The organism is Novipirellula methanifontis, assembly GCF_052161655.1.
Classification (GTDB): domain Bacteria; phylum Planctomycetota; class Planctomycetia; order Pirellulales; family Pirellulaceae; genus Novipirellula.
This window is the reverse complement of the sequence record NZ_CP197418.1, coordinates 8869487-8894905: the sequence shown is the minus strand read 5'-3', so window position 1 is coordinate 8894905 and position 25419 is coordinate 8869487. Positions and strand designations below refer to the sequence as shown.

The 25419-nt window shown below is 54.9% G+C and carries 22 protein-coding genes; 10 read left to right on the top strand and 12 right to left on the bottom strand.

Annotated features, from left to right (window positions below):
• Window positions 1-277: 277 nt before the first annotated feature.
• The 3 genes from SH528x_RS31725 to rpmB are packed head-to-tail and all read right to left on the bottom strand — an operon-like array spanning window position 278 to window position 2509.
• A complete protein-coding gene (locus SH528x_RS31725; protein WP_442507424.1) occupies window positions 278-1837 on the bottom strand; it encodes a Na+/H+ antiporter NhaC family protein in 1560 nt (519 codons plus the stop codon).
• Between the two features lie 48 nt (window positions 1838-1885).
• Entirely contained in the window at window positions 1886-2191 is a 306-nt protein-coding gene (gene gatC / locus SH528x_RS31720; protein ID WP_442507423.1) for an Asp-tRNA(Asn)/Glu-tRNA(Gln) amidotransferase subunit GatC, read from the bottom strand.
• A 48-nt stretch (window positions 2192-2239) separates the two neighbouring features.
• Window positions 2240-2509, bottom strand: coding sequence for a 50S ribosomal protein L28 (rpmB, locus tag SH528x_RS31715; RefSeq protein ID WP_008689692.1), 270 nt, complete (start codon window positions 2507-2509; stop codon window positions 2240-2242).
• A gap of 238 nt (window positions 2510-2747) precedes the next feature.
• On the opposite strand from rpmB, the gene SH528x_RS31710 reads away from it, so the two are divergent.
• From SH528x_RS31710 to SH528x_RS31695, 4 genes are all read left to right on the top strand, one after another.
• A complete protein-coding gene (locus SH528x_RS31710; protein ID WP_442507422.1) occupies window positions 2748-3323 on the top strand; it encodes a hypothetical protein in 576 nt (191 codons plus the stop codon).
• A gap of 334 nt (window positions 3324-3657) precedes the next feature.
• Window positions 3658-3789, top strand: coding sequence for a hypothetical protein (locus tag SH528x_RS31705; protein WP_442507421.1), 132 nt, complete (start codon window positions 3658-3660; stop codon window positions 3787-3789).
• A gap of 143 nt (window positions 3790-3932) precedes the next feature.
• Entirely contained in the window at window positions 3933-5159 is a 1227-nt protein-coding gene (locus SH528x_RS31700) for a DUF1559 domain-containing protein (RefSeq protein WP_442507420.1), read from the top strand.
• A gap of 487 nt (window positions 5160-5646) precedes the next feature.
• Window positions 5647-6135 (top strand): thioredoxin family protein, encoded by a 489-nt coding sequence (locus SH528x_RS31695; RefSeq protein ID WP_442507419.1) that lies wholly within the window; start codon window positions 5647-5649, stop codon window positions 6133-6135.
• Window positions 6136-6352: 217 nt separating this feature from the next.
• Here the strand turns inward: SH528x_RS31695 and SH528x_RS31690 are convergent, their stop codons facing one another.
• The 4 genes from SH528x_RS31690 to SH528x_RS31675 form a co-directional block, all read right to left on the bottom strand.
• On the bottom strand, window positions 6353-7576 hold the full coding sequence (locus SH528x_RS31690; protein WP_442507418.1) for an MlaD family protein: 1224 nt from the start codon (window positions 7574-7576) through the stop codon (window positions 6353-6355).
• 9 nt (window positions 7577-7585) lie between these two features.
• Window positions 7586-8446, bottom strand: a complete 861-nt coding sequence (locus tag SH528x_RS31685; protein WP_442507417.1) for an ABC transporter ATP-binding protein — start codon at window positions 8444-8446, stop codon at window positions 7586-7588.
• A complete protein-coding gene (locus SH528x_RS31680; RefSeq protein ID WP_442512219.1) occupies window positions 8443-9285 on the bottom strand; it encodes an MlaE family ABC transporter permease in 843 nt (280 codons plus the stop codon). The genes SH528x_RS31685 and SH528x_RS31680 overlap by 4 nt, the downstream gene beginning before the upstream one ends.
• 291 nt (window positions 9286-9576) lie before the next feature.
• The gene (locus tag SH528x_RS31675; RefSeq protein ID WP_442507416.1) at window positions 9577-10428 is read right to left on the bottom strand and encodes a fumarylacetoacetate hydrolase family protein; all 852 of its coding nucleotides are present in this window, start codon (window positions 10426-10428) and stop codon (window positions 9577-9579) included.
• A 227-nt stretch (window positions 10429-10655) separates the two neighbouring features.
• Between SH528x_RS31675 and SH528x_RS31670 the strand changes: the two genes are divergently transcribed.
• Entirely contained in the window at window positions 10656-11954 is a 1299-nt protein-coding gene (locus SH528x_RS31670) for a hypothetical protein (protein WP_442507415.1), read from the top strand.
• Between the two features lie 107 nt (window positions 11955-12061).
• Here the strand turns inward: SH528x_RS31670 and SH528x_RS31665 are convergent, their stop codons facing one another.
• From SH528x_RS31665 to SH528x_RS31655, 3 genes are read right to left on the bottom strand one after another with little or no spacing between them, the layout of a single operon-like run.
• Complete coding sequence (locus tag SH528x_RS31665; RefSeq protein ID WP_442507414.1) at window positions 12062-13387, bottom strand: alpha/beta hydrolase family protein; 1326 nt, start codon at window positions 13385-13387, stop codon at window positions 12062-12064.
• A 10-nt stretch (window positions 13388-13397) separates the two neighbouring features.
• Window positions 13398-14294 (bottom strand): alpha/beta hydrolase, encoded by an 897-nt coding sequence (locus SH528x_RS31660; protein WP_442507413.1) that lies wholly within the window; start codon window positions 14292-14294, stop codon window positions 13398-13400.
• 9 nt (window positions 14295-14303) lie between these two features.
• Window positions 14304-14594: a hypothetical protein gene (locus SH528x_RS31655; protein ID WP_442507412.1), complete on the bottom strand. Its 291-nt coding sequence runs from the start codon at window positions 14592-14594 to the stop codon at window positions 14304-14306.
• Between the two features lie 253 nt (window positions 14595-14847).
• Here SH528x_RS31655 and SH528x_RS31650 point away from each other — a divergent pair, with 253 nt between their 5' ends.
• From SH528x_RS31650 to SH528x_RS31640, 3 genes are all read left to right on the top strand, one after another.
• The gene (locus tag SH528x_RS31650; protein ID WP_442512218.1) at window positions 14848-16272 is read left to right on the top strand and encodes a class II fumarate hydratase; all 1425 of its coding nucleotides are present in this window, start codon (window positions 14848-14850) and stop codon (window positions 16270-16272) included.
• 65 nt (window positions 16273-16337) lie between these two features.
• Window positions 16338-17078: an ATP-binding cassette domain-containing protein gene (locus tag SH528x_RS31645; protein ID WP_442507411.1), complete on the top strand. Its 741-nt coding sequence runs from the start codon at window positions 16338-16340 to the stop codon at window positions 17076-17078.
• Complete coding sequence (locus SH528x_RS31640; protein ID WP_442507410.1) at window positions 17075-19192, top strand: ABC transporter permease subunit/CPBP intramembrane protease; 2118 nt, start codon at window positions 17075-17077, stop codon at window positions 19190-19192. Before SH528x_RS31645 ends, SH528x_RS31640 begins: the two co-directional genes overlap by 4 nt.
• Before the next feature lie 235 nt (window positions 19193-19427).
• Here SH528x_RS31640 and SH528x_RS31635 read toward each other — a convergent pair whose 3' ends face one another.
• A complete protein-coding gene (locus SH528x_RS31635) occupies window positions 19428-20792 on the bottom strand; it encodes a glycerate kinase type-2 family protein (protein ID WP_442507409.1) in 1365 nt (454 codons plus the stop codon).
• A 56-nt stretch (window positions 20793-20848) separates the two neighbouring features.
• Between SH528x_RS31635 and SH528x_RS31630 the strand changes: the two genes are divergently transcribed.
• Both SH528x_RS31630 and lpxK read left to right on the top strand, forming a co-directional pair.
• Window positions 20849-23305, top strand: a complete 2457-nt coding sequence (locus tag SH528x_RS31630) for a DEAD/DEAH box helicase (protein WP_442507408.1) — start codon at window positions 20849-20851, stop codon at window positions 23303-23305.
• Between the two features lie 37 nt (window positions 23306-23342).
• A complete protein-coding gene (lpxK, locus tag SH528x_RS31625; protein ID WP_442507407.1) occupies window positions 23343-24461 on the top strand; it encodes a tetraacyldisaccharide 4'-kinase in 1119 nt (372 codons plus the stop codon).
• Between the two features lie 467 nt (window positions 24462-24928).
• On the opposite strand, the gene SH528x_RS31620 is transcribed toward lpxK, so the two are convergent.
• The gene (locus SH528x_RS31620) at window positions 24929-25180 is read right to left on the bottom strand and encodes a hypothetical protein (protein WP_442507406.1); all 252 of its coding nucleotides are present in this window, start codon (window positions 25178-25180) and stop codon (window positions 24929-24931) included.
• Window positions 25181-25419: the final 239 nt, after the last annotated feature.

Genomic DNA, 25419 nt, shown 5'->3' with positions numbered 1-25419 from the left:
ATTGTTATTCTTTTTCACCAATTCAATGCAATACTGATGCCGTTATGAGAATTTTGCTGAAATGCGGCAAAAATGACTCATCAGGCCTGCGGACGCCCCTCGTTTTTACAATCGCACTGTAGGACTTTCAAAATCAATGTGGGATAGGCTTCCAGCTTGCCATTCCCCGCAGTCAATGGAATGACGTAGCGAAAGTCGCCAAGACTTTCGGCGGTTTGCGTCACCAATCGAGACCCGTAGCGTTTCTTGCTGCCTTAAGAACGAAGCTGACGAGTCGTCAAGAATTCACTCTGCCATCGGGGTGCTTGCCAAGAAAACGCACGATCAGCGTCAGTGCGATTGTCCCCATGATCAAGCAGATCCAGGGCGGAACCCCCAGTACTGCGGGGATCGAGCCGAGGATGACACAGACAAATGCGACCACCAGCGCGTAAGGCATTTGGGTGCGGACATGTTGCAGATGGTCACATCCACAGGCTCGGCTCGACAGGACAGTGGTGTCGGAAATCGGAGAGCAGTGGTCGCCGAAAATCGCGCCGGCCAAGACGGAACCGGTTGTTGCCAGGCAGATCGCTCCTCCCGGGCCACCGCTTGGATCGAGATCGAGTGATAGGGTGACAGAGAGGGGCGTCAGGATGGCCATCGTGCCCCAGCTGGTGCCAGTCGAAAAGGCAACAAAACCAGCAAGGGCAAACACCACCGTTGGGAGAGCTCGCGGATCGAGTCGATCGGAAAGTAGGCTCGATAGATAATCCCCCGTCTGCAGTGCATCCTCGCCGGTCATTCCGCTCAATGCCCAGGCGAGCCAGAGGATGATCATCGCTGGCATCATCTGCCATCCGCCTCGCAGAGTGCCCATCACGAGGGTCTCGAATTCGCATTTGCCAAACTTTGCATGAGTCAGCCAAGCAGTGGCAAGTCCCACCGCGCCGCCGATGATCAAGGCAAGGTAGGATTTGCCGTTGCCGAGAATTTCAATCGTATCTTGCAATACGCCGGCCGAAGCGGCGCTGGAATCGGGTTGCCAGCCCGTCACCACCAGCGTCGTTCCCAGTGCCGCGACGCAGGCCACGATCGGCAAAACCGCAGCAAGCCAGAGTAGGGGTGGACGAGGCGGCGTTGCGGTTTCCGGCTCTGCGGAGGGAGAATTGGGTGAGCGGTTTGCAGAAGTCTCTTCAGCTCGTTTCATCGCTCCGAAATCGCGTCCCGTGATCGAGATCAAAAACACCATCACGATCGCCAGGAGCGGATAAAAACGATACGGAATCGACTGAATGAACAATGCGAAACCCGCGGACGGGTCGGTGACCCCTGCGTCGGCGAGTCCCTCGCTCATGTAGCTAATCTCGATCGCGGCCCAAGTGCTGACGAGGGAGAGTCCTGCGACGGGAGCCGCCGTGCTGTCGACAAGGTAGGCCAATTTTGCTCGCGAGAGTCCAAAGCGATCGGCTGTCGACCGCATCGTTCCGCCAATCAGTAGCGTGTTGGCGTAATCGTCAAAGAAGATGGCCAGTCCGCTTAGCGAAATCATCGCTTGGGCACTTCGCCGCGAGCGAATCCAGCGAGAAAGCTTTGCGATCAGCGCCTCGATCCCTCCGCCGATTTCCATCACCCCCACCATCGCACCAAGCAAAAGCGTGAAGGCGAGTGTTTGGAGGTGATCAAAGTCGCGAAGGCTGGCATCGATCGCGTTTGCAAAGATGAAAAACGAATCGATGAGCGACTTCTGCGGGTCGGCGCGCGCAAGCAGCACCGCACCGGAAAAAACACCCGCTGCTAGGGGGAGGACAACATGACGCGTCGCAATCGCAAGGAGGATCGCAACCAAAGGGGGCACTAAGCTCTCAAATCCGTGCTGAACCGGATCGGCCAACCCCAGCATTTCCTAGCTCTTCGCTCCGGCAGTGCCGAGAACGGGAGGAACAAGAAAGCAGTCATCGTCGCGTGCCGGAGCATTTTGCAAGGCTTGATCATTGGTCAAGCTTGGCTGCAATTCGTCGGCGCGCCAGCGATTATCGACGTCCAGCGCCGTTGTCATTGGTTCAATGTCCTCAGTATCGAGTTCAGACAATAGCTCAACGAACCCCAAGATCTTGGTGATCTGGGGGCCGATCGCATTGACTTCATCGTCGGAAAGCTCAAGACGAGCAAGCAGGGCTAGTCGCCGAACATCATCCGCAGAGAGGGCCATCGATTTTCCTCGTGAGTGGGGTTAAACGCCCGTCACACGCTAATAACGCTATTTCTTGGCGCCACTAACGTCAAACGGCTTGGTTTTCACCGTCTTGCGGACTGCGCCACTGCGGATGCATTGAACGCAAATTCGCATTGTCTTGTTCTGGCCATTAGGCATGGTTACATGCACCTTCTGGAGGTTAGGGACGAATTTCCGGCGTGTACATCCGGTGATCTTCGTACCAACACCACCAAGGTATTTGGCCTTACCACGTGTTTCGATTCGGTTGCCCATTTGGACGCTCTTACCGCACGTTTCACATTGCCGTGCCATCGATCTTCTCCGCCACTTAGCGTGGTAAAAAGCAAAATTTCAATTTCTAGGAAGCCCGGAACTATAGCGAGCGATGGTCGCCGCGTGAAGCAGGAAACAGCATTTCTTGCCCGGTTCTTCAGTGAATTTTATGACTTTTCGGTTTTTAGTGATGATTTGGCTCCCAAATGTCGATTGGATGGTTTATCTGACCTAACCGGCAAAGTTTAACACTGACATCCATTTATCGAGACATCTCATGTGCCCATCTTCCAAAGGCGACCAACGCTTGGGCTTGGCCTCCCCGTCCTCGGCGAGTTTCGCCTTGGCTCTCGTGGTTGGCGTTCTGGTCACTGGATCGAGTGTTGGCTGTTCCGCTTTCAATTTGCCAGGATTCAGTCCAACCGAGCCAGGGGCAAACTATGTGGCTGCGGGCGTAGCGGGAGGCTACCGAGGGCTTGATGAAACGATGGACGCAGAGGCGTATCAGAAAGTTCGTCAAGCTCAGGCGGAAAACTCGCTCGTTTTGCAAGTCGCGGACGAGCCCATTCGCATCCTGCCATTGCCACCTGAATCGAGTGGCCGGTCGGTTTTTGTCAGCGACTTGCTAAAGCAGACCGGAGTGATGCAGAAACTCGGAGCCGTGAACGCCGTCCTCTATCGGAGCTCGCCTCAAGCGATTGGTGGAATACGTATGGAAGTTCGTATGAACGATAGCCACTCGGTAGTGCTCCCTGAATCCGACTACGCTCTGCGAGCCGGCGACCGTATCTACGTCACTAAGTCCCAGATTTCGGCGATTCAAGGGTTGCTTACCCAAGCACTGGGGATTTAAGGATCGCAGTGAAGGTCGTCCAACCACTAATGTTGCGAAATGATTTCTGCCGCGTGGATCAAAAACAAGATCTACTGCGAACTGGACTTCGGCAATCCTAACTCCAAAGCATGGTTTTGAACTAAAACTTCGCGACAAAAAACTGGCAATGTAGCGTGAATGCGTTACAACAGTTGTACGTTTGTTCTAGTTCTATTTAACCTACTCTGTCAGCTTGCAACTTCGGGGGCAGCTAATGGGTCTTCTGCGACGTGTGTCATTCATACACCCTTCCATTGCTGGGAAAACCGGTTGGACAAAGGAAGCGGTTTTTCTATCGGCGCTATTCTTACTTATGATTCCTGTGATGGGTTGCGGGGATCAGGGTGGTGGTGTGGTCAAAGAGAGTGACGAGTATTCTTACGACGACATCATGGCTCAGGCGGCCGAGGAAGAGTTGGCGTCTGAGGCAGAACGAGAAGAGTAAGGAATCAAACACGACGTTGCGGCTAGTCGCGAGACTCTTTTTGCGAATCCTCTACAGGTTGTGCGGACGCAAGCGAATGGTTGACGTTGCCGTTCAAGCATCGCCAGGCTGAAATTGAGCAGGATCGTTTTGAAAGATCCGCCATGATGACACGAGTCTCTTCTCGCGTTTCACTTGCCTTTACATTGGTCGAACTGCTGGTGGTGATCGCAATCATCGGCGTGTTAGTCGGGTTGTTGTTGCCGGCGGTCCAGGCCGCTCGCGAAGCGGCGCGGCGGATGAGTTGCAGCAACAATGTCAAGCAAATTGGGCTGGGGCTGCACAATTATCATTCCGCCTACCATCAATTACCGATTCACGGGGTGGGGCCTACCAACGAAAATACCAATAACACCGCGTTTGCAGACAAGAAAGATGGTTCCGCGTTTACACGCATCGAGCTGACTTATTTGGTGGGTCTGTTGCCGTTTGTCGAACAACAGGCGTTGTGGGAACAGATGAGCGAGCCGATGCAGGAGTCCGATGGCGACATTTGGCCTGCGTTTGGACCTCGGCCATGGAACGGCAACTATCCACCGTGGGCAACTGAGATTCCAACGTTTCGCTGCCCTAGCGATCCGGGCCGTGGTGTTCCCGCGCTAGGGCGAACGAACTATGCCGCCTGCACCGGCGACGGTTTCTATGACGCCGAGCATGGGATCACCGTTTGGAATGGAACACGTTGGTTGTACAACACGGACCCCACCGCGAAGAAGCGTGCCCGCTGTGGATTGCGCGGTGCATTTGTGCCACGCAAGAGTATTAAATTCCGCGACTTTATCGATGGTTTATCCAATACGATCGCGGTAGGCGAAATCATGACTGGATTAGGCGATCGCGATAATCGATCCGTGGGTTTCTCCAATGCCAAGGGCGGATTCTTCAAAGTAGCGAACAATCCCAAACGATGTTTTGATCTTGGTTATATCGATACGGCTCGACCGCAGTTTTGGACGAGCAGTGCGAAGGTGTATGGAGCCGTTTCTCAGCGAGGTTTCCGGTGGGCTGACTTTCACACCCTGCAATCGCAATTCAATACGATCCTCTCGCCCAACTCCGAGGTGTGTCTGGTCGGTCAATCGGACACCTATGGGATTGCGCCGGCGAGCAGTCGTCATCAAGGCGGCGTGCATGTCTTGATGGCCGATGGTGCGGTGAAGTTCGTTACCGATTCGATTGAAGCAGGTAATTCAAAAACGCCATGCGTCTACTGCAATGCGTTAAGTGCTGGTACGAACAGTGCCACCCCTGCCGGGTCGAAAAGTCCATATGGTTTATGGGGGGCCCTCGGAACACGTGCGTCGCGAGAGAGTGTTTCATCGGATTTCTAGCGTCCCGATTTGGTGCTCGTTCCGCAGCCTCCCGCCCAATGTCGTGAAGTATTTTCAGGTAGCTACCTTCGCCAGAAGGTGGTGATTCGCATTTGCGCGCCAACAATCCACGCTCTGGCGAGCGTAGCTACGAAACGCACATGCTGTAATTTACAGCCTAATAATTGTTCAAGGCGTTGGGCTCCCGCCTGGAAACGTACTTTCCCCGTCGCCTCCCTGCCTGCAGCCACATCGAAAACGCGAAGCGGATCCTCTTTGGCAGTGTGCTCCAAGTCAGGAGCCTTGGGAACAAGCTTGCGAAAAGAAAAATCGCTCGATTTCTGCTTGGAACAGCCTCTATAGGGTTCGCCAAACTGGTGAATTCGGGCTGTTTTTCGGCTCTCTAATGGGGGATGAGTGTTGCCTTTGTTGATTGGGGTATTTAGTCTGCCTCGCCTACTAGAGGTTGCTTTTCAAAATATTCCCATTTCTTTTCGGAGAAACCGCCATGAAACGAATCATGGTTTGTACCAAGCCTATGATGGGTTTGGCAGTTGCATTGGTTGCAATCATGACAGCGTGTGGACACGCGGGTAACGTTGTTGCCGAGATGCCGACCTATACCGGGGTGGCCCCTTTTAGCCACGTGGCAAAGCCGCGAGTGACCTGGCACCGAACGCTGCGTTCGGGATGGCAGGAAGCACGTCGACGCAATGTTCCCATGGTGATCTATATCTCAACCGATCACTGTGCTTACTGTGACGCGATGAAGCGTGACACGTGGGGCAATGAAACGGTCGAGCAACGTGTCGCACAAGACTTCGTCGCAATTCTGTTGACGCCACAAGAGAACGAAGCGACGCTGGGACGGATCGACGTCGCGGCGTATCCCACCACATTGATCGGCGTTCCCGAAGGCAAGATTGTGGGACACCGCACGGGCTACCAACCTGCCGCGGCTCTGCACAATTTTTTAAGCGAAGCGTTGAAGCGGTAACGCTGCCCTGCTCTGCAATTTGAAGTCACCTCTCCCAAACGCAGTTTTGGGAGAGGTCGAGCAGAGCCTTCAGCGATGCTCGGGTGAGGGCGTCCGAGCAAGTTGAGGCCCACTGCACGTAAAGTGCGCGGTCGGCCCTCACCCGAACGAGGCCTAAAGGGCCCGTTCGACCTCTCCCAGCTTCGCCGGGAGAGGTGACTGAATCGTTTCACACTGGTTATTTTAGCCCGGAACCGGAGGGGCGTTTGGATAAGGCGCCACGGACGCCGAGTTCACGAGGATCGCGAGCGATTTTATCGCTAAAGATGCGGACGTCATCCATGATTGGACGAATACGTGCAGAAGCCTGTTCGATGTTTTCAATCGTGCGGCGAACCTGCCAATAAATCTCGTCGTCTTCGAGGAACCGCTTGAACGATCCGTCACTGTTATTCACCGATCGCCCCAACGTCTCAAGTTCGGCCAGCGCAACGTCGGCACTCGCCAGCGTTCGCAGCACCTGCTCGATTAATTCGCCACTACGTTCCCCTAACGGCTGCGTGAATTTTTCGACGTTTTGCATCGTGCGATCAAAACTCGCTACCGATCGCTGCGCCGTCGTAATCGTCTCTTCCGCAGTAGCACCAACGCGTTCGAATCGATCGCCCACGCGGCGGAAACTTTCGAACGTCTCTCGAGTGCTATCGAGTGTCTTTTGAGCATTCATTAACAGTTCAGGTAGCTGGGCCATGGACCGTTCCAGTCCATCTTGGATCAAAGGATTGCCCACGGTTTTTCGCACGTCACGAATCGCTCCTTGGAACTCTTCAAGCGTGTCGACTGCTTGCTGAGCCAAGCGGTCCATGTTTTGGTCGGCCCCTCCGACCGTGTTTTTTACTTCGACGGCTAGCTGGTTGACGTTGTCACCGGCCAGGGCAATCGAATCACCCGCCTTGCGGATCGATTCCATCGTCTCCAACATCTGACTTTCCATGCTGTACAGTGTCGAAAGAGGATTTTTGGATTTTTTGCCGTAGTCCAAGTAGTCTTCATGGGCGAAGCGTGTGTTCACTAATTCCATCTTGCCCCCTAACGCTTTTTCTAGCTCCTGCTCTGACGCACGCACGAATTCAATCGCGGCATCGCCCGTCACAAGCGAGCTATTTCCGATCGTGGGAATGTAGTGGCGGTCGATCGGTTTGGCACTGTCCATTGCCAACGAAACCAAGACACCGCCTTCGGGAAGTAGCGATATCTCATCAACGCGGCCAATCCGCACGCCATCACGCAGCACGGCGGTGTTCGGGCTGACCCCTTCGGCCGACGGGAATTCCACCAGTAACGTGTAGTCTTGATTCAAAACGTTGGGGAACGCTCCGAACAGGAACGTCAAAATGATGCCGATGCCGATCGCTGAAACGACCAACACCCCAACGCCGAACCGTAGTTTATTATCATCCATGAAATTTTTTTAACCTTCGCTTTGCAGCGACATCTCCTTCAACCGTTCACCCGCTTCGCCACGGACAAATTGTCGAACGCGTCGATCGTCGTCGTGTTCAAGATCACTGGGCGATCCGTCAAATAACACTTGCGACTCGTGAGGTCCGAGTCGACGTCGAGGGTAAAACATCAATACGCGATCCGATACTTTGCGAGCGGTGTGCATATCGTGCGTGACCACGATGCTGGTCACCGGATACCGCCGCCGCGTTTCGAGGATCAATTCGTTGATCACGTCGCTCATGATCGGATCGAGTCCTGTGGTCGGTTCGTCGTACACGACTAATTCTGGTTTCAAGATCAATGCCCGTGCGAGTCCGACCCGTTTCCGCATCCCGCCAGACAATTCGGCCGGATACTTCCGCGCGACTTCGCTTGGCAATCCGACTTCCAATAGATGCTGCATCACTCGGTCACGGACTTCGGTTTCCGCCACCACTTCGTTCTGCCGCAACGGAAACGCGACATTCTCGAATATCGACATGCTGTCGAACAACGCGGCGTTCTGGAACACAAATCCGAAACGCTTGCGAGTTTGCGTCAGTTCGGTCATCCCCATTTTATCGAGACGGCGACCATCAAACGAGATCGAACCTCGCGTCGGTTGGATCAAACCGACCAACGTTTTCATGAAGACGGTTTTGCCGCATCCGCTTTCGCCGATCACCGCAATCGTTTGACCTCGCAAGATCGAGACGTTGATGTCTTGCAAAATCGTTTGCTTTTCAAAAACCACGCTCAGATCTTCGACGTCGATCAACGACTCGGAGGTGTCGCCGGAATTCGGTTCAGGATCAAGTTCGTATTCGTAATCGTTATCGGAGTTCACAGGATCGATGTTCCTCCGGGATAGAGTTTGAAGTACAGCGCGTCCAGGAAAATGTTCAGCGTCAAGTCGATCGCCAGGATCAATACAAACGAGTAAACAAACGCCGCTGTTGCTGCTTTGCCAACACCTTCGGCGCCAGCTTGGCAGTTGAAGCCTCGGTAGCAACTGACAATCGCAATCACGCCACCGAAGAAGAAACTCTTAAAGATACCGTTGAACAGATCAAAGCCACGCACGCCTTCACGCGAGTGGTTGAGGTAGGCGGCGTGATCGATTCCGAGGATCACAACACTATAAAAATAGCCACCGACAATCCCCATGAAATCGGCCATGATCGTCAACGCAGGGATTAGCAAAATGCAGGCCAGGAAACGGGGCACGACCAAATAATGAATCGGATCGGCACCCATGGTTGTGAGTGCATCGATTTGTTCGGTCACCCGCATGGTCCCCAGAACAGCAGCCATGGCGCTGCCCACACGGCCGGCTAACATCGTGGCGGCAAGCACTGGACCGAGTTCGCGAACCAGCGAGGTGTTGATGACAACCCCCAGTCGGTTCTCGAGCCCAAAGGCTTGGAATTGGTAGTAGCTGTTAACGGCTAACACCATGCCGATGAACGTGCCGGTCAAGGCGACGACCGGCAAACTAAGCACGCCGACTTGGTAGAAATTCGGCAAAATAGTGCCACGACGCGGCAACCGGGTGAACAACCAGACAAACATCTTCCAAGCGAAGATTGCGATGTCGCCCACCGTGGTCACGCCATCGACCACTGCGGATCCCCATTCTGTCACCCATCGCACGAAGGGGCCTTCGCTTGGCGTGGGATCATCCATTGCCCCGCCTGAGTGTGGCGACGGCAGTGCAGCGGTACCCTGCTCAGCCACGTTTGCTTATCTCCCCATGCCGAAATGACGCGAATTGCGAATCGTCCGGCGGTGGGTGTCAGGATCACAGCAACTGCGACGAGTCGCGTTGCTCTACCGCGCAATCACCTGGGTTGCGCATCCACCATCACCGCTTATGTGATTGTATCGGTCAGGTCGACCTTGAGGATTAGCGAAAGAAAACGGATCGTGGTTGCTAGCTTTTGTAGATCTAGCGTTGCCCCAAAATCACCGCGTCGTTTATTCCGCGACGCAGGGGTTACTCAACGTGCCGATGCCGTCAATTTCCACTTTGCAGACATCGCCTGGTTTTAGGAATACCGGTGGCTTCCGGGCGGCACCGACGCCAGGTGGGGTCCCGGTGAAGATCAAGTCGCCTGGGTGGAGGGTCATGATTTTGGTCAGATGCGCGATCAATTCGGAAATGTTAAAAATCAGCTGGGCGGTGGTACTGTTTTGAACCACCTCGCCATTGAGATGCATTTTCACTCGCACATTGCTGGAGTCCGCCAACTCGCCAGTGGTGACAATGCAGGGCCCCACGGGGGCGAACGTGTCAAAGCTTTTGCCCAGCAACCATTGGCCGGCGGGGCGTCCTTTTTGCCAATCGCGAGCGGACACATCGTGACCGCATGTGTAGCCGTAGACGTAATCCATCGCGTCGTCTTGTGAAACATGCTTGGCTGTTTTGCCGATCACGACCACTAATTCGGCTTCGTAATCGACTTCGTCCGAAACACGCGGCAAGCGAATCGCCTCGCCATGACCGACGAGTGCCGTATTGAACTTGCTGAACACGACCGGTTCGGATGGGATTTCGGATCCTGTTTCAATCGCGTGGTCACGGTAATTCAAACCGATGCAAATCAACTTTTCGGGCGTGTCGATCGGGGGCAGTAGTTGGTCGGGCACCGGTTGCCACTGCGAGTCGGTGGGTTTGGGCAGTTCCGCAAGCCACTTTGCACCACCAGCCAATATTTCCGCTTGTGTTACAGGAGTATCGGTCAGCGATGAGAGCGGACAGATGCGTGAGCCCTCGTAAATCGCAAACTGTGGGTTCCCCTCAGCGTCGCTGAATCGGCAAATTGGCATAACTCTATATCCTTTGGGAATCAATCAAGTAGGGTTGGTGCTTAAGTGGATGACTTCTTCACGATCGGCCACAGTGTAGCATTACAAACTCAGTTTTCATGCCACCCCAAAAGAACGGCGATGGCGATTCAGTTATAATGGGCGACACGCAACTCCAGCGAAAGTGCGTCCCCACTGCCCTGCCCTGCCCTCCCCTGCTCCAAAATACGACTAGGTATTCCCTCCCGATGAATTCTAAATCTTCAAGACGAAACGCATTGAAAACCATCGCTTCGGCAACCGCTTTGGCGTCGGTCGGCCGAATCAGCCAAGCCGAGCAAGCAAGTGCCCAAGCGGCGGACTCGCTTCCGCCAGTGCGGCAAATCACTCGGGGGCCACTGAATCATTGGTTCGGGTACTACGACAAACTTGAATTTGATCCGGCCAATCGTTTTGTCTTGTCAGGCGAAGTGGCGTTTGAACATCGCACCCCGCGTGCGGCCGACACGATTCGCGTCGGCATGGTCGACACGGCGGACAATGACAAATGGATCACGCTCGGTAAAAGTAGTGCGTGGGGATGGCAACAAGGTTGTATGTTGCAGTGGCGTCCGCAATCCGAGTCGGAAGTGGTTTGGAATGATCGCCAAGGCGACCAACATGTTTGCCGGGTGATGGATGTAAGGACCAAGAAGCTTCGCACATTGCCGCGACCGATCTATGCACTCAGCGGAGACGGGAAATGGGCGATCACGGCCGATTTTTCGCGGATCCAGCGGATGCGTCCAGGCTACGGATACGTCGGTTTGACAGATCCTTGCTCGCAATTGCGAGCACCTGAGGACTCGGGCGTCTGGAAAATGAACATGGAAACGGGCGAGTCCGAGTTGATCTTTTCGCTCGCTGCTGCTGCTCGGATCGACTATCAAGGCAAATCGTTAGCCGACAAGTGGAACTACTTTAATCATCTGCTTGTCAGCCCCGACAGCTCGCGATTCATTGTTTTGCATCGCTGGCGTGAGAGCACCGGTGATGGGCAGGATGCGGAGCCGGCGGGAAGATTCACGACGCGAATGTTTACCGTCGGCATGGACGGTAGCGATCCCTATATCCTCGATCCATCCGGGGAAACGTCTCATTTCATTTGGCGGGATCCGGCGCATGTTTGTGCTTGGACAAAACCTACGGGCAAGCGGTCGGGTTTTTATCTGTTTCGCGATCAAAGCGACGAAGTTCAAACGGTGGGCGAAGGAGTGATGACACAAAATGGGCACAACACTTATGTGCCACATACGGACAATGAGTGGATTCTCAATGACACTTATCCGCAAAAAGGAGCCCGCACGCAGGATCCGTATTTGTATCACGTGCCTTCGGACCGCGTCGTTTCGCTAGGGCATTTTTATTCGCCGCCCGAATACACGGGCGAGTGGCGTTGTGACACGCATCCTCGAAACAGTAACGACGGCAAGTCGGTTGTGATCGATTCGCCTCATCACGAGGGACGGCAATTGCATTTGATCGACATCAGCGAAATCGTGGCGTAACACGCACGTCGTAGTCCGCCATTCGCATTTTCCCGTAGCGAAACTCGCCAAGAGTTTCGGTGGTAGATGCTCCGACAGGCTGGAAGCCTATCCCACAGTAGACACTGCTACTCTGACGTGGAGCCTTGAAACTGAACTGGCGTGGTCACCATCGCGTCACGCTTGTCGGTGACCGAGACGAACCAAGTATTAGCGTCCTGGGGTGGCTTCGCGGCAGTGATCGTTTCGTCAGTGACTTTTGCGGGAATGCTTTTCCATTTGCGTTTGGATCGAATCCCTGTGTCAGTGGTGTAGTGAAGGGTCGCTGATTTGAGCGGAGCTTGGCTCTGATAAGCGACGTGAATTTCGTTGTCATCGATGACCGGAATTTCAAGCGTTGCCAGCGGCACTCCGCCGCGACAATGCGAATCGATGAAGATTCCAATCTCTTGCGGTGCCCAACCAGGTGGATGGCCGTGGGGCATGTTGACTTCGATTCGTATCTGCTTTTCACCAGGAACCGCATCAAAGCTCTTCTGATAACTGTCCAGCGGATAGTGAATGTCATTGGTTCCATTGACGAACAGGATCGGAACGCGGCACTGTGTCAGCACACTCGAGGGATCATACGCTTTGATCCAGGCCTCGCGACGATCGTTCAATTGGTCGATCGATGGCTTCTGAACCGATTCGCCTTCGAATAAGAAGCCGCACCCATAAACGGGAACGGCGGCGTTAAAGCGATCGTCAAGCGATGCAACGAGACAGGTCGTGTAGCCGCCCCAACTAATTCCCGTGACCGCAGTTTGTTCGGCGTCGACTTCGTCAAACGACCGGATCAGTGAATGGGCACGAAGCACGTTGGACGCAGCGTGGTAGGGCCAGTCATCGGAAACGTTGTCATCGATAGAATCAAACTTGGTGTCGTGTCCTTGGTCCGGTCCGCCGAGCGGCAAACGCGTTCTTGTTTCGCGACTCGCGGTTTGATTGCGGATCGGGACTCCGGTTTTCGGATCGTAAACGGGATCGATCGGACGTGATCCAGCCAGATCCATTGCGATTGCAGCATAGCCACGCTTGGCCCACAGCCAAGCCCATTCGGCAAACGCGGTTCCGCCGCCGCCGTGGATCAGCACGACTGCCGGATACTTTGTTCTGCTAGTTTTACTGGTCGGGTTAGCCGAGGACGAGTTCTCGCCCAACGTGCTTGGGGAAGCGTAGAACGCAAACACTTCGGTCGGATGACCTTGATACGATTCTCCCTCGTAGATCAATTGGTGTACGGGCCCCGATTGGTCTTCCCACCGCATCTTCGGCACTTGCTTGGCCGCGTCGATCATCGAGTACAGTGGGCTAGCTGCATCGGACGTCGCCGTTCCGGTGGCGGGTTCTTTCGCGACCAGAGTCGCGGATAGCAGCAAGGAAAAGGCAAGCGTGAGGCGAGAGATTTTCATTGGTTGGAGCTTATTGGGGGGATTTCGATAAGAACGCGTCTATTTTCTCACGGCACTCTTCCCACGCATGTGGTGGCGTCGGATCGTTGTGCCCCATTCGGTTGATTTCGACAAAATGTTTGGGCGAACAGGGCGACTCGGCATACAAGTGTTTGCCGTGCTCGATCGGAATCAAACGATCGGAGTTACCATGCATCTGAACGAGAGGGCCCGAGTAATCTTGAATTCGGGCGATGGAATCGTATTGATTACGCATCAAGAAATTGACTGGGATGAAACGGTACATGCCGGCTGCGACGTCGACCATCCGGTCAAACGTGCGATCGAGAACGAGCAGTTTCGCACCGCCCTCGGCTGCCACGGCGACGGCACATCCGCCGCCAAGCGATTGACCGTACAGGATCAATTGGTCAGGACGAATCGAATATCGCTGGCACGCGAAATCGCGAGCGGCCAATGCGTCTGCGATCACTCCCGCTTCGTTGGGTGATCCATCCATGCCATCAAAACCTCGATATTCGGCGACGAAAACATTTGCGTTTAGCTGATCTCCGAGCCTTGCTGCGGTTGCACTTTCGTGAGCCGCCGTGATGCCATTGCCGTGGAAATACACGAGTGTGTGCTCGGCGTTTTCACGTTCGTAGAGTTGACCGGTCAAGATGATGCCGTCGGCTGATTCATAGTCAACCGCAACCACTCCCGCTGCGGATTGCGGCGGAATGTTCATGAACGCACCGGGGTATACCAGGCGAGTTTCCATGGCAACCATAAAGACCAGGATCGTGGCGTACCCGATCGCGACGATCCTAGTGGATGCGATTAGGAATCGTTTTAGTCGACTGCGGCGAGGTTTCGGCAAATCGGGGGCTGCCATCTCCACGGCGTCGTCAGTGTCATGAGTTTTCATCGGCGGAACCTAACGTCGGAATCGGCTGCGTGCGTAATCGATGATCATCCACTGCATTACGACCAGGACCAATGGCATCGTAAACAGGATGAACTGAGACGCTTCGGCATTCTTGGCCCAAATCGGGAAATTGGACTCCGCAGCGGTAAGCAGTGCCATAACGAACGAGGCGTTGAAAAATAACAGCACGCACGTCACCACGACGGAGCCGAGTGTGGCGGCGCAGCCCAGCAGTCTTGGACTTGCGGCACGACCGCTGGCGTCTTGCTGATTCTCGGGCGTTGGCGCGGACGCACTCACGAGCAGGCTCTCTGGGGAAGCACTTGGCTTGACAGTGAAATTACAAAAATCCGACGGTCGGACGGAGCGAATGAGTTGGCGATTCTAAACACTTTCTCGATGTCTGTGGTGGGAGATGACGCCATACAAGGAATTGCCGAGGCCCCCCATTCTACTGCGAAGCTCAAGCCGCCTCGTCAAAACGTCCTTTCGCGCTTTATGATGACCGCTCTAGCGAATGTTTTTGAATCCCGCAATCGACGAAGTGAAACCGATGACCCAGTACCGCACCGAACATGATTCCATGGGCGACGTTCAAGTGCCCGCCGAGGCCTATTACGGAGCCCAGACTCAGCGAGCTGTCGAGAATTTCCCGATTAGCGGTTGGGAATTAATGCCATCAATGATCTCGGCCATGGGATTGGTCAAATTCGCTTGTGGCGTTGCCAACCGCGATCTGGATAAATTGACAGGAAGCGGAATGAATCCGCTCACCGACGCGCAAGTCAATGCGATGCTGCAAGCGGCTCAAGAAGTTGCCGATGGCCAACTCGCCGACCAGTTCCCCATCGACGTTTTCCAAACGGGCTCGGGAACCAGCAGCAACATGAACGTGAACGAGGTGATCAGCAATCGTGCGATCGAGATCGCGGGTGGCGATCGATTGGGCACTGAAAAATTGATTCACCCCAACGATCATGTGAACATGGGCCAAAGTACGAACGATACGTTTCCTACGGCGATTCACGTGGCGACGGCGATTCAGATTCAAACAAAACTGCTGCCGGCACTTCGCAAAATGCATGCGTCGCTTGCCGACAAGGCGAAACAGTGGGACAAGATCATCAAGATCGGCCGCACTCACTTGATGGACGCAACGCCACTGCGTTTGGGCCAAGAATTTGGTGGATTTGCTCGTCAATTAGAGTTGTCGATTTCGCGAGCCGAGGCAGCTCGAGATGCGGTTTTAGAATTGGCCGTCGGTGGTACGGCAGTGGGCAGCGGCATCAACACGCATCCTGAATTCGGTGCTCGTGTTGCCAAAGAATTGGCGAACAAGACGGGCATCGCGTTTGTCGAAGCGGTGAATCATTTCGAAGCCAACGCAACGCGAGACGCTTTGGTGCATTCGCACGGCGAACTAAAATGCATCTCGCAGACGTTGTTCAACGTTTCCAACAGCATTCGTTGGCTCGGCAGTGGCCCACGCTGCGGATTCTTTGAAGTCCAATTGCCAAGTCGCCAACCCGGCAGCTCGATCATGCCTGGAAAGGTGAACCCGGTCATGTGCGAGTCGATGATGCAGTTGACCGCTCGCGTGATGGGTAACGACACCTGCATCACGGTCAGTGGTGCGTCGGGGGGCAATTTCCAGCTGAACATCATGATGCCAGTGATGGGGCACACGATTCTCGAATCGATTCACTTGTTATCAAGTGGTTGTGATGCGTTTGTCGAATTTTGTCTCGATGGAATGGAAGCGAACGTCGACGCGTGCGAAGCATCGGTCGAGAAAAGCTTGTCGATGTGCACGAGTCTGAATCCGTTGATTGGCTACGAGCAAGCCGCGAAATTGGCCAAGGAAGCATTCGCGTCGGGACAAACGATTCGCGAACTGTGTCGTGAAAAGGGGATTTTGCCTGAGGACACGCTGACCGAAGCACTCGATCCTTGGAAAATGACCGAGCCCCAGGCGTGATCGTCCGTCTGGTATGCTGGTGAAACGAAACGCTTTTCCGAACTTTTCTGACGGTCGATATCCGAATGCTTGAAGTCCGTTCGCTCGTTAAAACTTTTTCGCTCGATGACGGCGAAGTGCGCGCGGTGGACGACTTGTCGTTGACGGTGCCACGGGAAGAGGTCTACGGATTGTTGGGGCCCAACGGAGCGGGCAAGACGACGACGCTGCGAATTATTCTCGGGTTGCTTGAACCCGACAGCGGCTACACGGCCGTCGACGGGATTCACACCACGGTCGATCCGATCGCAGTGAAGTCCCGATTGGGATTTGTTTCGTCCAATGACGGCGTTTATCCCTGGCTGAGTGTTCGCGAGATGTTGTTGTATTTCGGCGATCTGTACGCCGTTGCTCCCGATCTTGCAGCGAGCCGCGCCGAAGAGCTTTCGAAACTGATGGGAATCGAGCATTTGCTCGATCGTCGTGCCGGGACGCTCAGCACCGGACAACGCCAACGCGTGACGTTGGTGCGTGGTTTGATTCATGATCCGCCGGTGATGTTGTTGGACGAGCCGACGCGTGGCTTGGACGTCGTCGGTGTGCAAACAATTTTTGAATACATCGGACATTTACGGCAAGCTGGAAAAGCAGTGATCGTGTGTACGCACCGACTCGATGAAGCGGAGCGATTGTGCGATCGATTTGGCTTGTTGCATCAAGGCCGATTGGAATACGAAGGTGACATGAGTGAGTTGCGGCAAGCCACCGGTCGCGAACACCTTGTGGATATGTTTGTCGACTTGATGAACGGCGAGGCGGCAGCATGAGCGGACACATTATGAAGGGGCGGATTCTGCGGCTCTGTCAAAAAGAACTGCGTGAAACGATCCGCGATCGACGGACCGTGATGACGTTGTTGATCATGCCGCTGCTGTTGTATCCGCTGCTGAGCATGGCGCTAAATCGGTTTTTGTTGACGTCCGGTGCTCGGCCCACCAATGTTTTTCTTGTCGGAGTGGCAACCGAACGCGAAGGCGAACTGCTGCGGTCGTATTTAGATGATCCGCAGAGTGCTCCACCGGATTCGGTCGCAAAATCGAGCGGCGGAGGGATCGCCGAGTTTGATATCCGTTTGAGCGAAGACATCGATCCGGTCGATGCGTTGTATGCGAATCAAATCGATTTGGCTGTTGAAATCAAATTTGAAGAACCACCGCAAGTGATCATCACGGCGTTTCGTGGTGATGGCGGCAGCCAAAATGCGCGTCGTGTCTTAGTCGAACGATTGCAGTGGTTACGGTCCAACTTTGCCCAACAAGTGGCGAAGATGCTGGCGCCCGATTACCGTCCTCCGGCCGATATTGTCGTGGACGAAATTGGACAAGAGGACGAGATGCCGCTGTTGGCAACGATCGTGCCATTGGTGTTGGTCTTGATGACGATTACCGGAGCGGTCTATCCGGCAATCGACTTGACCGCCGGAGAGCGAGAACGCGGCACGATGGAATCGTTGATGGCGTCTCCGGTGCCGCGATTTTACGTGTTATTTGCCAAATATATTGCGGTCGTGATCGTGGCGTTGTTGACGGCAATGATCAATTTGTTGGCCATGTTCACGACGCTGTGGGTGTCGGGAATGATGCGATTTCTAACGGGCGATGACGCGTTTCCATGGATCGCCGTGCTGCAAATCCTGGGGTTGTTGGTGCTGTTTAGCGGTTTCTTTTCGGCATTGCTGTTGTGTTTGACGAGCTTTGCCAAGTCGTTCAAAGAAGCTCAGGCCTATTTGATTCCGGTAATGCTACTGGCGCTTGCGCCGGGGATGTTGTCGCTGATGCCGGGTGTCGAGTTGAGCGGGCCGTTGGCGATTGCACCGTTGATCAGCATCGTGTTGTTGGCTCGCGATCTGCTTGCCGGAGTGTTCCATCCCGTGGGCGCGTTGGCGGCAATTGTCAGCACGATCGGTTATGCCTCGGCCGCATTGGCCGTGGCTTCGCGTTTGTTTGGTAACGACGCGGTGACGCGGACCAGCGAACAATCGATTGGATCGTTCTTCCATCGGCCTCAGAAAGTGACGCCGGTTCCGAGTGTCGAGTCGGCTGCGTTGATGTTGGCGTTGTTGGTGCCGATCTATTTTGTTGGTTCCAACGGGTTGATGCGGTTCTTGCAGATTTTTGGCGACCAGGTTTCTTTGTCGGCCAAGTTTTGGTTGAACATTCTGACGTTATTGTTGACGTTTGGCTTGGTGCCCTTTGTCGCCACGTTTCTGGGACGCCATCGATATCGCAGCACGTTCCGATTGCAGATGCCTCCGATGCTCAGTTTCGTTGGGGTGGCGTTGATCGGAATGGGAGCTTGGACGCTCGCACACGAGGCGTTTGTGGTTGCTGAAGCGATCGGAATCGGTGGCCTGAGTGACGAACGAATCGAAGAGGCGCTGGGACAATTGGCGGCATGGAAACAAGTGCCACCGTGGTTGTTGCTACTGACGTTTGCGCTGGCTCCGGCCGTGATCGAAGAGTTGTGCTTTCGCGGATTTTTGTTCTCCGCGTTCTTGCGAGTGATGTCACCCGCACGAACGATTGTGTTGACGGCGGTCTTGTTTGGTTTGTTCCATGTGTTTACCGGCAACGCCCTGCTGATTGAACGATTTATTCCCACCACACTGCTGGGATTGATCTTGGGCTGGATCGCGTATCGCACCGGCAGTGTGCTGCCAGGCATGCTGATGCATCTGGTGCACAACGGGCTATTGGAAATGGTGGGGCGTTATCACGAGCATTTCCAATTCTTTGGCAGCGAATTAGACGATCAGGCTCACTTGCCGCTAGTGTGGCTGGTGGTCGCCAGTTCGATTGCGTTGGTAGGGGCGGGAATCGTGTGGGCAAGCACACGAGAGTCGAAAGACAACGTCGTTGATCGCACCGCGATCAAAACGTGAATTTGCCGTAGGCCGGATCATTGTCGGCCAGCTTTCCAAGCTGGACCCTCGTGGTGAACGGCGGTACGCGTAGATCGCCGATAGATTTGCTTGGACGATCAAACGTGAGGCTCGCTAACGGCTTGGAAAGCCGTGCGACAATGGCATGAATTCATCGTCACTTTCGCATCCTGCCGGATCTGCGTCGCTTGGGGCGACTTGATTCGGCCTACGTAACGCTTTGATCGCGGAGCGATCAGCGACGATTTTTAATCACGCCTACTCGGATGTCACATACGTTGGTGCCGGTGGGGCCGCGTTGGATCAGACCACCAGATTGCTCGAAGAAATGATAGGCATCGTTGCGTCGTAAATAGTCAGCGATGTCGAGCTTCTTTTCGCTTGCGATACGGTGCACGCTAGCGTCTAGAATCGCACCGGCTGCGTCGGTTGGTCCGTCTTCGCCATCGGTGCCGCCCGACAACAAGGCAATTTGATTCCACTCGTCTTCGCTCAAACCACAGCCGAGTAGGTGCTGATAGGCGGCAAGGACAAGTTGCTGATTGCGGCCGCCGAGTCCTCGAATCTCCGCGGGCGCGAGCGTGACGACGGGCTCGCCGCCGGTGATCAAACAGTTCGATCGATGTTCGTCGCTACTGCGAAGCATCGCGAAGAGCATCTCGGCAAATTCTCGTCCCACCTGTTCAGCCGACGGCTCACAGGTCGTGGCCGAATGCATGATGTGGTTGTAACCAAGCCGCTCGGCAACAATCCCCGCTTCATCAACCGCCAGTGCATTGTTGCCGATGATGCATGTTGTGGCGATCGTTGTGGGGTTCGCAGCCTTGGCGGGGGCGGCGTTTAAGGCGTCGTAGACGGATGCGGGCAAGTTTCGCTGTGGATCGAATTTGGCCAGCACATCGATCGCGTCCGTTTTGGTCGACGTGTCCTCGACTGTGGGCCCCGAAGCGATCAAGTCGACGGGGTCACCAAGCACATCGGACAAGATCAATGTGATCAGCTGTCCGGCACGGCACGCCCGCAGCAAGCCGCCTCCTTTGACTTCGCTGAGGTGTTTGCGGACGGTGTTCAGCTCGGTGATGTCCGCACCGGACGCACTCAAATGCCGGATCACTGCAAGTTTGTCTTCGAGCGTGATGCCAGGGATCGGAGCGGGAAGCAGCGCACTGCCGCCTCCGGAAATCAACGCGATACAGAGATCACGCGGGTTCGCTGCGCGGACGAGCCGCAGGATTTGCTCGGTTCCGTAAACGCCGTCCGCCGTAGGTTCGTTCACTCCTGCTGGCCGAGCGGGATGGACATGGATATGGCGAAGCACTTCGGATCCCTCTGCGGGAACGGTGCCTTCGGGTACATTGATCCAGCCCTCGATGGGCAGTCGATCGCCCACTGCTGCGGTCAGCCCCGTCGCCATCGCGGTGGCTGCTTTGCCTGCACCGACAACCACGATGCGGTCGAAATCGGCGAGCGAAAAAAGATGATCCGCGACGCAAAGCTGATCGAATTCCACTTGGATTTGTGAAAGGACTCGATCGTGGGCACGAACCGAATCGACGCCGGCGTTCCAGATCGAAAGGGCGTCTTGTCGCGGACTTGGCATCGATTCTTGTCTCCCTAGGTCCATTGTTCTTAGATGACTGTTACAACTTGTAGACTATGACGCAACCAACTGAGATTCCCGACCGTGACGTTTTGGCTTCGGAATACTTCGATCTGATTCCGTTTCAGCCCTATCCCGTCCAAGAAGAAGCCTTGCTGGCGTATTTTACGAACGAGCAAGGAGTGCTGGTGTGTGCCCCCACAGGGACGGGGAAAACGCTGATCGCCGAGGCCGCGGTGTACGAGGCGCTACGGACGGGCAAACGAATGTACTACACGACGCCGCTGATCGCACTGACGGACCAAAAATTGGTCGAGCTTCGCGAGTCGGCCGTCCGCTGGGGATTTTCTGCAGACCAAGTCGGTTTGGTAACCGGCAATCGGACTGCCAACCCCGACGCTCCCGTGTTGGTGGTCGTCGCCGAAATTTTGCTCAATCGGCTGCTGAATCCCGAGTCGTTTAACTTCGAAAATGTTTCGTCGGTGGTGATGGATGAATTTCATTACTTCAACGATCCCGAACGCGGTATCGTTTGGGAGTTGACGTTGGCGCTGTTGCCGGCACATATCCGCACGATGCTGTTGAGCGCGACGGTGGGCAACGCACTGGATTTCACCTCGTGGTTGTATCGTTCGCACCAGCGGCGGTTGCAATTGGTATCGGGAACCGAACGCAAAGTGCCGCTGCAATTCGAATGGGTCGAGGACGACATTCTGGCCGACTTTACCGAGAAAATCGCTGCCGGAGACGAGGTCACACGGCGGACACCGTCGCTGATGTTCTGTTTCAGTCGTTCGCAGTGCTGGACCACTGCGGAACTTCTGAAAGGCAAAAGTCTGATCGACAAGACTCGCCAAGCCGAATTGGCGGACTATCTGAATGCGGCGGACATGAGCGAAGGAGCCGGGCCAAAGCTGAAGGCGATCCTGATGCGTGGCGTCGGCGTGCATCATGCGGGCGTTCTGCCGCGATATCGCCGGATTGTCGAAGAATTGTTCCAGCGGAAATTGTTGAGCTTTTGTGTCTGCACCGAAACGCTTGCCGCCGGAATCAATCTGCCCGCGCGAAGTGTCGTGTTGCCCAGTTTGCTGAAAGGCCCGAAAGACAAAAAGAAACTTGTCGATCCCTCGTCAGCACAGCAGATCTTTGGGCGAGCCGGGCGGCCTCAGTTCGACGACCGCGGCTATGTCTTTTCGTTGGCTCACGAAGACGACGTCAAAATCAATCGTTGGCGAGAGAAATACGATTCGATCCCCGAGGACACCAAAGATCCGGGATTGATGAAGGCCAAAAAACAGCTCAAGAAAAAGATGCCCAAGCGGCGGAGTGGCGAATCGTATTGGACGGCGTTGCAGTTTGAACAGTTGCAGCAAGCGGCCGCCGCGAATCTGTCCAGCCGCGGACGATTGCCGTGGCGATTGCTCGCTTATCTGTTGGGTGAGAACGCCGAAGTGCAACCGATTCGCGATTTAGTCGGACGTCGCTTGTTGCCGCCCAAAGGAATCGAAGAAGCACAGCGTGATTTGAATCGGATGCTGATCACGTTGTGGACGGCCGGTTACATCGAACTCGATCCCAAGCCGCGAGCGGCATCACCCAAACTGATCAAGCAATCGAAAGACGATGCGCCGGCGGTCAAAGCGACCGAAGGTTTGTTTGGCAATTTGCTAGATCAAATGCGGAGCGATGACGAGACCAAAAAGGCGAACGAGGAAGAGGACAACCAAGATCCAGCGTTGATCGAAAGTCGTGGCTACGAGGTCGACGACTATCGACCGACGCTAGCGAAGCCTACCGACCGATTGGAACGCTTGGTGCATTTGAAAAGCATCAATCCGTTGTTTGGCGTTTACTTGGCCGACCAATTGGCGATCGCCGATCCGCTAGAACGGATCGCGGTGCTGGAGAGCGTTTTGGAGGTTCCTGGATCGGTGGCTCGCTATGTGCGAATGCCTTCGTACGACGACATGCCCGCCGGCACCCTGGCAACGACGCGTTTGGATTCTCAATTATTGACAATGGGGTTGGCGACGGCCGAGGAACTCGGTGCCAAGGGAGATGACGAAGAGGAAGAGGTGCGTGATCGCGGCTTTGGTCGTGTGATGTTTGACGAACCGAGGGTGTGGCCACTGACGATTGGCGAAAAGCTATTGCGGTTGTTTCGCGAAGAGTTTCCACGCGTGCACAACGTCAACGTACGTCCCGTTTGGATTGTGGGCGAATTGCTCGAGTTCGGTGGCGATTTCAACAAGTACGTCACCGCGAGGAAGCTGCAAAAGGAAGAGGGAATCCTGTTTCGCCATTGTTTGCGAATGATTCTGTTGTTGGATGAAATGGCGAACGTTCCTCCGCTTGAATCGACCGTCGAGACCTGGGAAGATCCGCTCGATGATCTTGCGGACTTGTTGACCGAATCGTGTCGCAAGATCGACCCGCAGAGTACCGACGAAATTTTGTCGGACAGCAAAACACCGGTTGATGATTTGGTCGGACTCGGGCGACGCAACTCATAGCGTTGTCAACGATTTGCCTCTCACGCTATAGCTGACGATGCCACTTCAATCGGCTCGGAAATTTATGGACTATCGATCGATTATGAATCGCCGGCGGAAAGATCCGTTGGCCGCTGCGATGCGAGGCGGACTTTGGGTCGCCAGCCGAGCGTATGCCGTCGGCATTTGGAAACGCAACCGTGGTTACGATTCGGGCCAAGGTGTCACGCGATGTGATGTGCCAGTGATCAGCGTCGGTAACTTGACCACCGGTGGAACCGGAAAGACGCCGGTCGTTTGTTTTTTGGCAAAATGGTTTCGCGGCAAAGGGATCCGTGTGGGTATCGTCAGCCGAGGATACGGGCGAGGCGATGCTGATGCCAACGACGAGGCTCTCGAGCTCTATGCTCGGCTGCCGGATGTGCCGCACGTGCAAGATCCCGATCGGGTTGCCGCAGCAACGATCGCGGTCGACGAATTAGAAGTCCAGCTAATCTTGATGGACGACGGGTTCCAGCACCGACGCTTGCACCGCGATCTGGATTTGGTGGTGATTGATGCGACGGAGCCGTTTGGCTTTGGACATCTATTGCCGCGAGGATTATTGCGAGAACCGATCTCGAGCCTGTCGCGTGCCGACCTTGTTATCCTCAGCCGCTGTGATGCCGTGGATGAGGATCGGCTGCGATCGATCGAGCTGCAGATTGAAAAGGTGAACGCGAAGTTGCCGATCGTACGAAGCTCGCACGTCCCAACATCGCTATTAGAGTATCCAAGTCAAGAAATCTCGCTTGAAGAGCTTGACGGTTGTCGCGTCGCAGTAGTCTCAGCAATCGGGAATCCCGATGCCTTTAAAGAAACGTTGGTGCAGTGTGGCGCCACGATCGTCGCATCACGAGAGCTGCCCGATCACGATCCTTATGCTCCCGAAACGGTCGAGTCGCTACGCGCCTGGATTCGATCGCTTGGCGATTCGATCTCGCGAGTCGTTTGCACGCACAAGGACCTGGTCAAACTCTGCACCGATTCACTTGGCGGCGTCCCGGTGGCAGCGTTGATTGTGGAGCTGCGTTTGAGTGAGCGGCAATATCCCGAATCATCCGATTCGGCTGAGGACGCGTTGCAAGCTCTGCTCGAAAAAGTCGCCGAACAGGTCACTGTGGAAGAAGATTATTAGCGGTTTTGGCGCAAGCGGGCTGTCGATTTAAACGAAAAGCAAATTGCGATGGTGAGCCGTGGGCCGTAAGGCACCGGGTAGAGCGTGGGGCCCGGCCGCTCACGCGTCACGGCTCACTAAATCAACAGCTCGCTAGCCACCGTTCCGTTGTTCAACAAAACGTCTCCTCAAAAAGGACGCACCGAAACCGGGGCTAGCGCCCAAGCGGCTAACTAAAACGCTCGTTCTCAGGCTCCTGCCTGGGAACGCACTGCTTTGGAGGCTCCCGCCTCATCTTTTCTCGCTAGGCAGACGAGAGCCCGCAATTCATTAAGCACCCAGGCAGAAGCCTAGGAACCCGTGGTATGGCCCCAGGCCGTTCCGCTAAAAGTATTTCGTTTTGCATTGCGCAAAAAAAAACGTCTCTCCGCTGTGGAGAGACGTCCTAATATTCAGGTCGCGTTAATGGAGAGAACTCCAAAATGCGATTATTCCTTCGTTCCTTCTTCAGCTTCGACTTCTTCAACCGCTGGAGTTTCAGCGGCAGCTGGGGTTTCCGCAGCAGCAGTCGTGTTGCTTGGAGTTTCAACGGCGGCAGTGGTGTTCGAACCGCCTTCTACTTCAGCGCTGTCTGCGTCGATGTTGATCGTTGGTGGGGCAGGAGGCTTGCAACCGACAGCAACAACCATCAAGCAAGCGGCAACCAATGCGGTGGGGATCATCATTCGGAGAGTGGGCACGGAAAAAATCCTCGGACTAAGAAAGGGGTGGAAAGGTTTCTGCGGGAAAACGGATACGTAAAGGATTGGTTTCCCAAAACCCGAGGGTCGTCATCGACCTTCGTTCCTACATAGTGGACTCAGTTTTCTTCAAATTTGAAGGGGATGACCCCAATAATCCTCCAATTCCCCCTCAAAATCCAGTGACTCGGGTCAGTTTTAACGGTGAGGCTGAATTCTTGCTGCAGCAAAATCCGATT